The 13,497-nt window shown below is 62.4% G+C and carries 11 protein-coding genes; 2 read left to right on the top strand and 9 right to left on the bottom strand.

What is annotated here, in order from left to right:
- From tssG to VJ897_RS08140, 9 genes are all read right to left on the bottom strand, one after another.
- On the bottom strand, nucleotides 1-923 hold a 923-nt coding region (tssG, locus tag VJ897_RS08180; protein WP_324054960.1), incomplete at its 3' end, for a type VI secretion system baseplate subunit TssG.
- A complete protein-coding gene (gene tssF, locus VJ897_RS08175) occupies nucleotides 920-2,893 on the bottom strand; it encodes a type VI secretion system baseplate subunit TssF (protein ID WP_324054958.1) in 1,974 nt (657 codons plus the stop codon). The genes tssF and tssG, both read right to left, overlap by 4 nt.
- Nucleotides 2,894-2,898: 5 nt before the next feature.
- Nucleotides 2,899-3,534, bottom strand: coding sequence for a type VI secretion system baseplate subunit TssE (locus tag VJ897_RS08170; protein ID WP_324054956.1), 636 nt, complete (start codon nucleotides 3,532-3,534; stop codon nucleotides 2,899-2,901).
- Nucleotides 3,535-3,684: 150 nt separating this feature from the next.
- Nucleotides 3,685-4,179 (bottom strand): Hcp family type VI secretion system effector, encoded by a 495-nt coding sequence (locus VJ897_RS08165; RefSeq protein ID WP_324054954.1) that lies wholly within the window; start codon nucleotides 4,177-4,179, stop codon nucleotides 3,685-3,687.
- Nucleotides 4,180-4,231: 52 nt separating this feature from the next.
- The gene (tssC, locus tag VJ897_RS08160; protein ID WP_324054952.1) at nucleotides 4,232-5,716 is read right to left on the bottom strand and encodes a type VI secretion system contractile sheath large subunit; all 1,485 of its coding nucleotides are present in this window, start codon (nucleotides 5,714-5,716) and stop codon (nucleotides 4,232-4,234) included.
- Between the two features lie 79 nt (nucleotides 5,717-5,795).
- Nucleotides 5,796-6,335: a type VI secretion system contractile sheath small subunit gene (tssB, locus tag VJ897_RS08155; RefSeq protein WP_324054950.1), complete on the bottom strand. Its 540-nt coding sequence runs from the start codon at nucleotides 6,333-6,335 to the stop codon at nucleotides 5,796-5,798.
- Between the two features lie 109 nt (nucleotides 6,336-6,444).
- Nucleotides 6,445-8,157, bottom strand: coding sequence for an ABC transporter ATP-binding protein (locus tag VJ897_RS08150; protein WP_324054948.1), 1,713 nt, complete (start codon nucleotides 8,155-8,157; stop codon nucleotides 6,445-6,447).
- Between the two features lie 240 nt (nucleotides 8,158-8,397).
- Nucleotides 8,398-9,270: a sulfotransferase family protein gene (locus tag VJ897_RS08145; RefSeq protein ID WP_324054946.1), complete on the bottom strand. Its 873-nt coding sequence runs from the start codon at nucleotides 9,268-9,270 to the stop codon at nucleotides 8,398-8,400.
- A gap of 79 nt (nucleotides 9,271-9,349) precedes the next feature.
- Nucleotides 9,350-10,444: a polysaccharide biosynthesis/export family protein gene (locus VJ897_RS08140; protein WP_324054945.1), complete on the bottom strand. Its 1,095-nt coding sequence runs from the start codon at nucleotides 10,442-10,444 to the stop codon at nucleotides 9,350-9,352.
- Nucleotides 10,445-10,715: 271 nt separating this feature from the next.
- Here VJ897_RS08140 and VJ897_RS08135 point away from each other — a divergent pair, with 271 nt between their 5' ends.
- Together VJ897_RS08135 and VJ897_RS08130 are read left to right on the top strand one after the other, a co-directional pair.
- Nucleotides 10,716-12,857 (top strand): YjbH domain-containing protein, encoded by a 2,142-nt coding sequence (locus VJ897_RS08135; RefSeq protein WP_324054943.1) that lies wholly within the window; start codon nucleotides 10,716-10,718, stop codon nucleotides 12,855-12,857.
- A gap of 26 nt (nucleotides 12,858-12,883) precedes the next feature.
- Nucleotides 12,884-13,486, top strand: a complete 603-nt coding sequence (locus tag VJ897_RS08130) for a YjbF family lipoprotein (RefSeq protein ID WP_324054941.1) — start codon at nucleotides 12,884-12,886, stop codon at nucleotides 13,484-13,486.
- Nucleotides 13,487-13,497 lie beyond the last annotated feature (11 nt).

Raw genomic sequence — 13,497 nt, 5'->3', positions numbered from 1 at the left:
CCCAGCTGACCGGCTGCACCGAGACGGGTCGTGGGTAGCAGCTCCTCGGGCAGGGTGAGCGCGATATCGATCTCGACGGCGTCACCCAGATAGCCATGCAGGAAATCGACCAGACGGCGGCATTCCGGCCGCCCGGGCAGGCAGCTGTCGTACTCTGCGACGTCACGACAGTGCAGGGTGACGCGGATCTTGTCGTTCACGCTGTAGGCCCGCGCGCCGAGGCAGCAATTTCGCCCCAGCGCCGCGGTTTCGGTGCCCAGGCGCGACAGGTCGTCATCGCTGAATTCAAGCCAGGTGCCGACCCTCTCTTCAAGCTCGGCGTCCATCTCCATGACCTCGCGCAGGAGCTGGGAAAGCCGCGTGGCGCTGCGCACGCGGCTGCCCCAGAGCCCGGAGAGATGCCGCCGGGTATCATCATCGAGCGAATCGCGGTTTTGCAGGCCCGGCGTGCCGTGCCCGCTAAGCGCACCGACCCAGGCGCGGAACCTGTCATCGGCGGGGCGGTCCATCTGCACAACGGGGCGGGCATCGGCCCACGCGCGGTAGAACAGTTGCACGAAACGGGTCGAGAAGATGTCGGCGAACCGGGCGAAAGCCGGGTCATTGCGCCGTGTCATCCACTGGTGCGCTTCCAGCGTCATCGCCAAGGGCAGGGGGCCGTTGGGACCGAAGAAGCCCATGAATTGCACGAAGACGGATATCGCGTCGCCGGGGCTTTCGGGCGGCACGACCCGGGTCACGTTGGATGACGGAAAAGCCAGGAAAGGGTCTTGCCGGATATGCACGATTTCCTCGCTCTGGCGCGCGGCCGTGCCCATGCGGGGTTTTTCGGGGTGGCTGCGGTCAAGCTCGCGCATCAGGTTCAGCACGTCGAAGGACCAAGGGGCCTCGATCAGCTCCTGGTATCGCGCCTTGCCGTTCACAGGACCGGACCCGTGCCCGACCGTGGTGGCCAGCGCATGACCTCGCCGCGCTTGCGTGACACGATCACGGTCTCTGTGAAGCTGTTGAGTTGTACGTAATCTGCAAGGAACCGATCCAGGACGGCGCCCAGCAGGGCAATGCCGCTGCCTTCGAAGGCGCGTTCGTCGAAGGTCAATGTCACTTCCAGCCCGCGGGCGGGGGCGTAACCGTCAGGGCGTTTGACCGATCGCACCACGGGCCGCGTTTCGCTACCGGTCAGCCCCTGGACCTGCCGTTCGGTGATGCTGTCGGACAAGTCGGCGAACAGCGACAGGGCATCTCGCAGGCCGGCGGCGGGGTCGTCGGCGTGGCGGTCGTTCAGGCCCAGAAGGTTGAAGCTCAGGCAGTTGATTGCCTGCCACATCCGCGCACCCTGATCCCCAATACGCGGGTTGGGACCTTCCTGACCTGACAGTGCATCGCGCGGCGGGGTCGGTCCGGTGATGCAGGCGAAAGCGATCGAGGTGTCGTTGACTAGCCGGAAATCCGCCTTGGCCTGCCCCATGGGAAGCATCGCCGGCAGATGCCGGTTGGTGCAAAGAAGATCGGCCTGAAGGCTCTGAACCGGGTCGGGATCATCGATGGTGGCTGGTTCATGCAGGGTGATCAGGGTCTCGGATCCGGTATAATCGCCATGCTGGCCGCGGCGGATTTCGGTCGCGCTCAGGCGACGTGGCCGTTGGCGGATGTCATAGTACAGCTCTTCGGAGGCGCGCGTGGCATCGCGTGGTTGCCCGTAGACCGGCCAGATCGGCACTGGCTTGCGCTTTCCGCCGTAATGCGCGCGCACCCTCAGAACCGAGTGGATCTCGTAGTTCTCGTGCGGGCTCGGTTGCGGCACCATCAGATGTTCCCGGCGGCCCGCGTCGATCTTGACCCGCGCCGAGCGTTCCGAGAACAAGTTGATCGCAGGTGCGGTATAAAGCCGGAAGCTCTGGTCCGAGATGGTCGAGGCCAGCGCGGCATCGGCCCGGTCGAATTCGAACAACAGGTCGCAGGCCGGGGCGGTGACCCGCTCCAGCAGGGCGGCGAGCCCGGACAGGCGGAAGCCGAGGAATTTCTGCGGCAGCATGTGGAACTCGCGCAGCAGGGCGAAGCCGCGGAACAGGCGCCCCTCTTCGGGGAAAAAGGATTCGTCCTCGTCGAAACCCAGCTGCCGGACCAGACCAGGTGGGCACCGCGCGAAGACGGGGTCGCCTTGCGTGTCCAGCCAGCGCAGGGTCAGCTTCGTGCTGCGCGCGAAGATCTGTTCGTAAAGGCCGGTCATGGCCGCCATGGGGCCGTGGAGGTGCACCGGCAGGTTGTCCAGCCCGGCCCGGGCGAGATCGCCGACGGGCGGGGGCGGCTTGGCATTCGGCACGATATCGGCATCCGGGTCGGGTGTTCCCGGCCCGGTGCGCCGCACCAGCCGAAGCCTGAGGCCGGCTACGGTCCCTTGCGATACCTCCAGCCCGAGGGCTTGCAAGGGGGCGGGACTGGTGAAATAGGCCGCCTGGTCCAGTTCGAGCGGCCATAGCTCCAAAGGTGCGGCCAAGCGGAAGCGGCAGGACACACGTTGATCGCGTTCGCGGTAGGCCGCGTCCAGATAGCCGCCCGGTGCGAAGCGCTTGCCCTGGGCCAGGTCCGGTTGGCGGAAGTCCGGCGCGGCCTGTAGCAGCGCCGCGGCGGGTACCGGGGCCAGGTAGCCTGGGAGCAATTGCTTCAGGATGGCAGTGGTAAAGGTCCCGAATTCCTCGTTCTGCTTCATTCCCACCCGCGCGGCGAGAAAGGCCGAGCCTTCTAGAAGCCCTGCGAGGCCTGGGTCAAGCCGGTCCCGCGTCAGCCCGCCAAGCCTGTCGGCAAGTCCGGGAAACTCTGCGGCGAAGGCGGCAGCCCGGTCATAGAGGGCGTTGAGCTCGCGTTCGTAGAGGTCGAGAAATTCCTGCTGCATGGTTTTTATGCGCCGTCGACTGACGAACCCTTCGTGGAGCGCGCGCCATTGGCGCGCGGTCCGCCGGCGCCGACGATTCCCTGAAGTTCCACCTTGCCGGAGCCGACATCGATCTCGGCCAGGAATTCTAGCGGGATATCTACGGGGCGGCATTTCATTTCCGCATGGGCATGAAAGGCTATGCGCTGGTTGGTTTCCTCGTTGACCTCCTGTTGGGCAATCGTCAACGTTTCCGGCACGAGCCGCGGTTCATGGGCGATCAGGGCCTGTCGCAGGGCGGCGCCAAGGTCCTGCAGGCCAGTGGAATCAGTGGTCAGGTGGGTCAGGTCGTCGATGCCATAATTCAGCACCGAGCGGCGAACCGAAGGATGACCGTCAAGATCGGTGACCGATGCGAGGTTGATCGTATTGACGAGATGACCGAGGTCAATGTTGAGATTTCGCTTGAGGGCGGCTTCGTTGGTGCCGCGTCTGCGAACCGAGGCCCTTTGCGATACAACGCGTGCGCCGCCCGAATCGTAATTGACGTCATGCTTGCGGGAATCACCGGCCTCGGCGGCCTCGCGAAAGGCATAGAGTAGAGGAACCTGAAGCGGCTGACTCCGTTGTTCCGTCTTTTCCGATCTTGCCGGTTTTCGCATACCGTCCTCTTTCGGGTGGCCACGGGCCAAGCTTGCCCGGCGGATCCCGACCCTGGCCCGCCACGGAACGGAAAGCCGCACCGAGCGGGTGCCGGACGAAACGATGTCGCGGGGCCGGCCACAAGCGGGCCCCGCGATCCCGTGCGTGGATCAGAGCGCGCGGTTCTCCGCGATATCCCAGCCGATGTCGCTTTCGCCGATCTTGCTGCCCTGCTCGTTCTGCTGGGTATAGGTGACCTTGAAGGACTTGAAGTTGAACGACAGCGTCTCTTGCACGCGGTCAAGTCCGTCACTGGAGCCGCCGGTGCTGTAGGAAGACACCAGAACGGTGTTCATCTCGAGTTTGAGGTAATCCACAGGCTTGTCCCCGCCGGCCTTGCGCACGATCAATTCTGCCTTCGGGATATGGCGGCCCGAGGTACAGGCCTTGAGAAGGTCAGGTGTGGACAGGTCAAGGTACTTGGTAAAGGTGATGTCGTTGACATTCACCTTGCCGCCACCACCGCCCGAACCCATGTGCGTCGTGCCGGATTGCGACATGCCCCAGTTCCAGGACAGGACGTCTATCCCATCCTTTTCCTTGAATTCCTTGATCTGGGATTCGCCTTTGATGCCATCGATGATAAGGCCGATATCGGTTGCCATGGGGGTTGCTCCTTCGTGAAATGACTGCTGGGTCTAAGGGGGTGAACGTGACTTAGTTAGACGGAAGCTTGGACACGAGGCTCATGCCGATATCCATGCCCTCCAGTTGGAAATGCGGGCGCAAGAGGAATTTCCCGACGTAGTAGCCCGGGTTTTCGGGGTCTTCGACGACTTCAACCTTGGCCCCGGCCAGGGGACGCCGCGCCTTCTCTGCTTCTGAAGCATTTGCAGGCGACGCATGAACATACTGAGAGATCCAGTCCTGAAGTTCGGACTGGAGCTGATCCTTCTCTCTGGTCGACCCGATCTGGTCGCGCACCATGTGCTTGAGGTAGTGCGAGAACCTCGACACGGCGAACATGTAGGGAATGCGCGACGACAGATTGTCGGCCGCCGTGGCGTCGGCCGATGGAAACTTCTTGGGCTTGTAGAGCGATTGCGCCCCGATGAAGGCGGCCTTGTCGCTGTTGGAGCGGTGGATCAGGCTGATCAGACCGGCCTTGGACAGCTCTGCCTCGCGACGGTCGCTGATCGCGGTTTCAGTGGGGCATTTGAGGTCACTGCCACCCTCCTCGGTCTGGAAGGTGTGCGTGGGCAGGTTTATGACCTCGCCACCCGATTGCACGCCGCGAATCTGCACCGTCCAGCCGTAGTCCTTGTGGGCCCGGGCGATGTTGGCACCCATGGCATAGGCTGCGCCCATCCAGGCATATTTTTCACCGGTGTGACCGTCGGTCTCTTCCTCGAAGTTGAAGGCTTCGACGGGTAACGAATCCGGCCCGTAGGGTTCGCGGGACAAGACGCGCGGCATGCAGAGCGCCAGGTAGCGAGCGTTCTCACTGTCGCGCAGGCCTCGCCATCCGGCGTATTCTGGGGTGTCGAAAATTGTCCCCAAGTCATGTGGATTGGAAATCTCGTTCCAGCTATCCATCCCCATGAGTGTCGGCGCTGCATTGGAGAAGAAGGGCGCGTGTGCTGCCGCGGCGATCTTGCCCATGTCGCGCAGAACCCGGACGTCCGCTGACGAGTGGTCGAATTGGTAGTCGGCGATCATGCAGCCGAAAGGCTCGCCGCCCAGATTGCCCAGCCCGGTCTCGTAGACCTTCTTGAAGAAGGGGCTCTGGTCCCACTTGGCGCCTGGATAGCTGCGTAACTCCCGCTCAAGTTCGGCCTTGGAGATGTTCATCACCTTGATCTTGAGCGACGAGTCGGGCTCTGCATTGTTGACGATGTATTCAAGCCCACGCCACGAGCTTTCGATCTTCTGAAATTCAGGGTGATGAAGGATCTCGTTGGTCTGCTCGGTCAGCTTGGCGTCAAGCTGCGCGATCATCTCGTCGACAGTGTCGAGGATGTCCTCCTTGACGACCGACTGATCCTGAAGGGCCTGCTTGACGAGCGTCGAGACCGCATTTTCCACTTCTGCCTCGGCATCCGGTGTGCGCGGCTTGAAGCTGGCTTTCAGAAGCTGTGAGAAGTCTTCCTGCTCCTCGGTGGCTTCCGGCGCGACGCTCTCCTGCTGGGTCGAATTTTCCATGTATGCTTCCATTCTCGCGTTCGGTATCACTCATCCTGACGGACGGACGAGGCAATTCAAAGCGGCGCGGCCACCTTCTTCAGCGGGCGGCGGTATCCTCGTCCGAATCGGCGCCAGAGCTGGAGTCGGCGGTTTTCGATTCGAGCATCTTCATGAGTTCAGGGTCCGACAGAAGTTGCCGCAGAAGATCCTGCGCCGCTGATTTGCCATTCATGTAACGTTGCAGGTTGGCGAGCTGTTCGCGCGCTTCAAGGAGGGTCTTGAGCGCGGGCACCTGGCGCGCGATCTGTCCGGGGTCCAGGTCCTCCATGCTGCGGAAGGCCAGGTTGACGCCAAGCTTTTCACCCTCTTCGCCGCCGAGCTTGTTGTCGACGTTGAAACTGACCGCGGGCTCGATGCTGGCCATGTACTTGTTGAAGTTCTGCGGCTCGACATCTGAAAAAGGCCGTTCCGCGACCTTGGGCTTCTCCTTGGCGGAGGCATTGCCGGAAAGATCGGCCATCATGCCCATGACAAAGGGCAGTTCGACCTGTGCGCTCTCGTCGTATGGGTCTTGGTAGGCGATGTGGACGCGGGGCGGGCGATTGCGCTTGATTGCGCTTTGACCGGAGTCGGACATTATGGAAAACTCCTGGATGAATTATGTTGCAAGGAAGCCAGAGCACGCAATTTTTGTCAATTGTTTTGGCGCATGGGTGACATGTCGGCCGGCTACGCTTGCCGCTGCGTCAAGCAGCGTCGCTGGCCTCGACGATGCGGCGGAAATGGGGATTGTCGGAAATAAGGCTGTCCCAAGGTCCCAGACCCAACAGCCGGCCATGGTGCAGCACCGCGATCCTGTCGCACTGGCGCACCGTGCTAAGGCGATGCGCGATCATCATTATGGTCTTGTCGCCTGGCAGCGCCGCGATGGCATCCATGACGTCGCGCTCGGTCAGATTATCGAGTGCGCTGGTCGCCTCGTCGAAGACGATCAGATCAGCGTCGTGATAGAGTGCCCGGGCGATGCCGATCCTTTGGCGCTGCCCGCCCGAGAGACGCACGCCGCGTTCGCCGACGGTGGTGTCATAGCCCGCGGGCAGTTCCGAGGTGATAAAATCGTGCAGTTGCGCCAGTTTGGCGCAGCGGCTGGCCCTTTCGTGGTCGACGTCGGATTGGGGCACGCCGAGCGCGATGTTCTGTGTGATGGTTGAATCGGTCAGGAAAATGTCCTGGGGAACGTAGCCAACGCTTTGCTGCCAGGCTCGCAGGTTGTCGGCGGTAATCGGAGTGCCGTCTGCACGCATCTCTCCCTGCTGCGGGGCCAGAAGGCCAAGCACGATGTCGGCGAGTGTCGTCTTTCCGGCGCCGGTGCTGCCGACGATGCCTATCCGTTCGCCCCGGAAAATCTTGAGCGAGACATCGTGCAAACCGGCGCCTTCGGCATTGGGATAGCTGTAGCTGACATTCTCCAGTTCAAGCCTGTCGCGCAGACCGATGCCGGGCGGCAGGGTGCGGGGCAGCGGTTGTCCATTGGCCGTACGCTGGAAGTCCTCGGTGATGCTGTCGACGACACCAAGCCCATACTGCAGCCTGGAGAAGGTGTTGTAGATCTTGGCCAGCTCGGGAAGGATACGTTGTCCGGCAAAGGCAAAAACGCCGACGAGCGGCAGAAGATCTCCCAGTGGCGCGCCCGTTTCGTACGCCGAGCGCTCAACCAGCAGCAGGCACAAGAGGATTATGCCACCGAAGGCCACTGACTGGACCGCGAATTGCGGCAGGCCGGAAATGAAGGTCATCTGGGTCTGGCGTCTGGCTATCGCGGCCGCGGGTTCGGCGAACCGGTCGAGATAGGTCACTTCGTGGCCGAGCAGCTTTATGTCCTTGATACCACCCAGAACCTCCCCCGTTATGCGGTAGCGTTGGGCGTTGAGCCGCACGCGCTCCTTGCCGATCCGCCGCATGAATTTGCGCGCGGTGCCATAGATCACTGCATAGATACCGCCAAGTAACAGAAGCGCACTGCCTGCGACCACCGGATTGACCAAGATCACGACGGTCAGGATCGCGATCGTCGAAAGCAGACCGGCGATCAGTTCCGCCAACGGTCGATAGAACTGGTTCACGATTTGCGCTGCCTCGGACAAGATGCCCTTGTTCATGTCGCCGGTATGGCTGTCGAGGAAGAACTCGTAAGGCTGACGAAGATACCGACCGAGCAGACGGTGGCTGAACAGGTAGGACTGCGTGAAGGAAAAACTGGTGATCGCGTATACCTTGAGCACCTGCAACGCGTTGGTCAGGATGATGACCACAAGCGACCCTACCCCCACGGCGATCAGGAAACTGTAGTCCGAGGTAAAACCCAAAGCCTCGTAGGTGAACCTGAGAAAGGCGACCTGCTGAATCTGGCTCGGATCAGCGAGAACTGTCAGGAAAGGCAGGATCGAGACGACCGTCACGGCCGAAGACAGCGAGGCGACGATGATGACTGCCAGCACACGCAGGGCCTTTCGGCGTTCAAGCGGTGTAAGGAGAAGCCAGGCTCGCCGCCATGTCCCGTAGGTCTCTCTCATAAGAATGCTCCGGATGCTCACTGCTTGAAATACACGGGCCAATCGGATTGCGCGCCGTCGGATGGCCGAAAACCTCGACATGGCGATATCGCGTTGACCGCGCAGAATGCTCTGCTGGATCGTTTTTCAGGAAACCGCGGTCGGTTCAAGCCGTTTGCAGATCTCGAAATCCTCTTCGTAGTAGTCGATCAGAAAGTTGCGCCGCTGCGCCGCGTCGAGGACGCGATCGAAGCGCTGATCGCCTGCTTTCTTGAATTGCGCGACGGATCGGTTCCGGAACCGGGCGATCACTGGATCGGGCAGCACGCGTTTCGCCAAGGGTTTGACCAGCCGGACAAGGGGCCGATTGGTGCGCTGCTTCCAGGCGTGGTTGTTTGCGGCACGAAAGGTGGTGCCGGTGTCCAACGAGACCTCGAACCTCGATTCCAGGAATGCGGACAGGGACCCCAGGTCGCGGAAGTCGAAAAGGTGATCGATCAGTTGTTTGCCGTCATGAAATATGAAGTCAGACTGGCGCCGGAAGAACGTCATCGGCAGGCCGTCAAGGTCTTCAACACGCAATTTGGCGAGAATGCTGTCGACCAAGGCGGCAAGATCGGACTGCGAGAGGCTGGCCAGGGCCTCGCCTGAGGTGTTTCTGAGATACTGCCCAAGCGCAGACTGGAAGCGAGAAAGCGGCTCGCGGCACACCGCGATCGCGTCGAAGTCTCGGATTTTTTCCAATGTATCCGGCGCGGTCAGAGAGATCTGCCTTAATGTCCTGTGATCGTTGTAGAAGTCCCCCAGTTCAGGGTGGGCTGTCCAGCCTTCGGCGAAGTCGGGATCATGCGGCAGGGCCGTCTTGAGCTGTCGGCTGATGGTCGTCCCGGCCGTCTTGGGAATATGGATGAAGGCGAGGCGCTGCGCATCGCAGATTATGGTCGGCATCAAGTGGTGGTCCCTGGCTGACGCGGTCGGGTAGCAACCAGATCCGACGACGCCCCTGCCACCTTGCCACACCGCTGGAAGATAGGACGGACCATGATGAGCGCACCCCTCCGTCCGTTCCGGAGGGGACCGCAGACGGAAGGGGGCTGCATCAGCTCTCTTCCGCGATCTGGTTCGCGACCCCGCGGACTTGCAGGAAGCCGGTCGCCGGTGCCAGGACGCGGCCAACGGTATCGGTCCAGCGTGTGACAGGGTCCTTTGTTACGAAGACAATGTCCTGCGCCATGATCGGGAAGGATTTCATCATGATCAGGGCCGAGGCATCGGTCAGATCGAACTGGAAGACCGCGTCAATCTCATCATGCACCTCGTCCGTGCTGCGGAACACGAAGACACCACGCGCGTTCGCGCGCTGGCGGCTGATGCCACCAACCTCGGCCAGGAGCTCGGTCAGGGACTTCTCCTCGGTCCCCAGCGGCATGGCAGAGGTTGCGATCTCGCCGAAGATATAAACGTCGTTGTTCACCAACTTGGGTACATGTACCGCATCGCCCGGAAGAAGCACGGGGTTATGACGCGGATCACCTTCTTGCAGGAAGAGCTGGGCGTTGACGAGATATTCAACCCCACCGCGGCGCAGCTTCACGCGGGACAGGTCAGCGGCGTTACTCGTACCCGATGCGTTGAGAAGGTCGACAAGATGCAGCGGCACATTGGTCAGGGTGGTGGGGCCGCGGCTGCCAACGTCGCCAGTAACCATGACATGATGGGCACGGAAGTTGTCCACCGCAACCTCAACCTGCGGATCCTTGAGGTAGTCTTGCAACCTCTCCGTCAGCTCAGAACGAATCTCGCGCACCGTGCGGTTGCGGGCGTCAACCTCGCCAACGAAAGGGTAGAAGAAGGCGCCAGTCTCATCGACGACCGGTCCCTCGTCCGGTTGGATGGACTGTTCAGCGCCGTTTGAGGTGCGTTCAGGCGTCGTCCAGACCTGGATTCGCAACTGGTCGCCGGTGCCGATACGATATGTGTAGCGTCCCGGGTTCGGCGGTGGCGACCCACCGTAATCTTGCCGCGGTGCATAGTATTGCGCCACGGTCTCATTGATGTTCTCGGGTGTGACGCGGATCACCTTGAGGTTTTCCGGCAGTTTCTCTTGCGCGCTGCTCGATACGGGAAACTGCATGTGCTCGCCGCATCCGGACAGGAGCAGAAGGCAGCCAAGCAGGAATGATACGAATTTCATGTTGAACCGGAGTCTTCTGCTGTTGCGAACCGTAACCATCCCCCATCCTGCCTTGGCAGGAAAGCCCGCCCGGACAGGGTTGCGCCACCCTAGGACGCACCGCCGCGCGATCCAAGACCCCGGCAAGCGAATATTCGGGTTTCTGGGACCTTGTTGCATCACGTGGGGTGCCCGCGCGGACAGTGGCGCGATAACAACGGTCGATCCCACGCACTGCCGGCCGTCGTTTTTGCCCTGCCAGAAACGGCCCGAACAGGTTACAGAATTCAACATGGTGACGGGATACATGACAAGCGGACGGATCAAAGTGATCGGGGCGGGACTGGCGCTGTCCTTTGGGGTATGGAGTGCGGCTGAGGCCGAAACGGATTTCGTCACCGGCTATAACACCTATGGCTATCCCGGCCTGATCGACATGCCGTCGGCGCATGGTCGGCCAGACGGGGAACTGGCCTATACCTCCAGCTATTTCGCCGGGCAGTGGCGCAACACGCTGACCTTCCAGATGCTGCCGCGCCTGTCGGCCAGCTTTCGCTATTCCAGGCTCGAGGACATTCGCCCGGGTCCCGGCGGCCCGGTGGTGGACAGTCGATTCGACCGCAGTTTTTCCCTCCAATACCGTGTTCTCGACGAGACCGCCCGGCGTCCGGCTGTGGCCATTGGGCTGAACGATTTTCTGGGGACCGGTATCTATGCGTCCGAATATGTCGTGGCGAGCAAGACGCTGGGCGACAGCCTGCGCGTGACCGGTGGCATCGGCTGGGGGCGCCTGGCCGGGGTCAGCGGGTTCGAAAACCCCCTGGCGTTCTTTGGCGACGGTTTCCGAGAGCGTGGCACGATCGACAAGCCCTTCGGCGGCGAGGTGAACCCCGAGAACTGGTTCCGCGGCGACGCCGCACTTTTCGGGGGTGTCGAATGGCAAGCGAGCGACCGTCTTACCCTGACAGCCGAGTATTCCTCGGACGCGAACCCCAACGAGTCGCCCTCGGCCTTTGACCGGGAAAGCCCGTTCAATTGGGGTGCGACCTACCGGATTAGGCCCGGTGTTTCCCTCTCGGCGCATTATCTCTATGGAACCGAGGTCGGGGTGCAGGTCTCCATGGCCCTCGACCCCAAGAACCCGCCGCAAGCCTCGGGCCGCGATTCGGCACCGCCACCGGTGGTGCCGCGGGACGGCGGCAGGGTGGGGGGTCTCGACTGGCCCCAGACTGTTGATACACAGTCCGGCCTGCGCCGCGATGTCGCGCGGGCGCTGGAAGGGCAGGGTATTGGCCTACATGCCTTGCACCTGGAGGGTGACATGGTGCGACTCGAGATCGAGAACACCACTTACCCCAGGGCAGCGCAGGCGGTGGGCCGCGCCGCGCGCAGCTTGACTGGCCTGATGCCCGCCGAGATCGAACGCTTCGTGATCGTCCCTGTGAGCGCGGGCATGGCCGCCTCGGAGGTTGAGATCGCGCGGGGCGATCTGGAGGCCTTGGAACACGAGCTGCGTAACAGTGCCCGGATTCTCGAACGGGCCGACATCCGTCCGGCCTCAAGCAGGACGCCAGCATTCGAGGGGCGCTATCCCTCCTTCGAATGGGGCGTCGCGCCCTACGTGACGCCAAGCCTCTTCGACCCAGACGATCCAGTGCGCGCAGATGCCGGGGTCGAGGTCTCGGCCCGCTTCCGCCCCGCACGCGGGCTGGAGTTCTCGGGGGCTATGCGCAAGAAGGTCCTGGGGAACCTGGATCAATCGAGCCGCCCCTCGACTTCGGGGTTGCCGCACGTGCGCAGCGACTTCAACATTTATGACCGGCAAGGCGACCCGGCGATCACTAACCTGACAGGCGCCTACTATTTCAAGCCCGGGACCAATTTTTACGGGCGGGTCACGGCGGGCTACCTTGAGCCAATGTTCGGCGGCGTTTCCGCGGAGTTGCTGTGGAAACCGGTAAACAGTCGCTTTGCCCTGGGGGTCGAGGCGAATTACGCCCGTCAACGGGACTACGACCAGCTTCTGGGTTTCCAAGACTACGATGTCGCCACCGGGCATGTCTCAGCATACTGGGACATGGGCGGCGGGTATCATGGGCAGGTCGACGCTGGGCGCTACCTTGCCGGTGACTGGGGTGCCACACTGTCGCTGGACCGAGAGTTCGAGAATGGCTGGCGTGTCGGCGCCTTTGCCACGCTGACGGATGTGCCATTCGAAGAGTTCGGTGAAGGCTCCTTCGACAAGGGCATCCGGATCACGATCCCCATTTCCTGGATTACGGGGCAGCCCACCCGCGACGATTATACCGCGACATTGCGTCCGGTTACGCGTGATGGCGGCGCCCGGCTTCAAGTCGAGGGGCGGCTCTACGACCGGGTGCGGCCGCTTCAGGCGCCCGAGCTGCAAGATGGATGGGGGCGGTTCTGGCGATGAGGACAGGAATACGTGCGGCAGGTCTTATGACCGTGCTCGGGCTGGCGCTGGCGGGTTGCGGGCAAATCGCGCTGCCGGGGCAGGGCGCCCAGGCGTCCGATCCCAGGACCGGCCTGACGCGCGCGGCGCTTGAGGAGCGGGGTCAGCCGACTCTCTACGCCAGCGTGCCGCAGATGGGCACCGCCGCCCTGCTGGGCCTTTCCGGGCGCAATGGTGACGTGCTTACATGGCAGACCCCGGATAATGTCTCGCTCTCTTTCGCTGCGGGCGTGCTGACGGCGACCCGTGGCCTGGGCCCTGACCTGATGACGGCTGAAACCGACGGCACCCGTGCCCTGCTGGCAGACCGCGCTGCGGCGCCGAGCCACGTGCTGCGTCACAGCTACCTGGATGGCGAGAACCGTCCGCAGATCCGCGAGTATCAATGCCGCTTGGCCGGGCGCGGGTCCGAGACCATCACCATCGTCGGGACGCGCCACGAGGTTACGCGCCTTGCCGAGACATGTCGCGCGGACGGGTTGGAGTTCACGAATACCTACTGGCGGGGTGGTGACGGGGTGATCTGGAAATCACGGCAATGGATCGCGCCGGACATTGGTTATCTGCGCACGGAGCGCCTGATCCGCTGAAGGCTTGCCAC

This window comes from Salibaculum sp., from assembly GCF_035270045.1.
Taxonomy (GTDB): Bacteria; Pseudomonadota; Alphaproteobacteria; order Rhodobacterales; family Rhodobacteraceae; genus Salibaculum.
This window is presented reverse-complemented; position numbering and strand designations above follow the sequence as displayed.

Bases quoted from the DNA above. Each gene is read 5' to 3' on its own strand.
- tssB (WP_324054950.1), bottom strand. From the start codon at position 6,335: ATGTCCGACTCCGGTCAAAGCGCAATCAAGCGCAATCGCCCGCCCCGC.
- VJ897_RS08140 (WP_324054945.1), bottom strand. From the start codon at position 10,444: ATGAAATTCGTATCATTCCTGCTTGGCTGCCTTCTGCTCCTGTCCGGA.
- VJ897_RS08130 (WP_324054941.1), top strand. From the start codon at position 12,884: ATGACCGTGCTCGGGCTGGCGCTGGCGGGTTGCGGGCAAATCGCGCTG.
- VJ897_RS08170 (WP_324054956.1), bottom strand. From the start codon at position 3,534: ATGCGAAAACCGGCAAGATCGGAAAAGACGGAACAACGGAGTCAGCCG.
- VJ897_RS08165 (WP_324054954.1), bottom strand. From the start codon at position 4,179: ATGGCAACCGATATCGGCCTTATCATCGATGGCATCAAAGGCGAATCC.
- tssC (WP_324054952.1), bottom strand. From the start codon at position 5,716: ATGGAAAATTCGACCCAGCAGGAGAGCGTCGCGCCGGAAGCCACCGAG.
- tssF (WP_324054958.1), bottom strand. From the start codon at position 2,893: ATGCAGCAGGAATTTCTCGACCTCTACGAACGCGAGCTCAACGCCCTC.
- VJ897_RS08135 (WP_324054943.1), top strand. From the start codon at position 10,716: ATGGTGACGGGATACATGACAAGCGGACGGATCAAAGTGATCGGGGCG.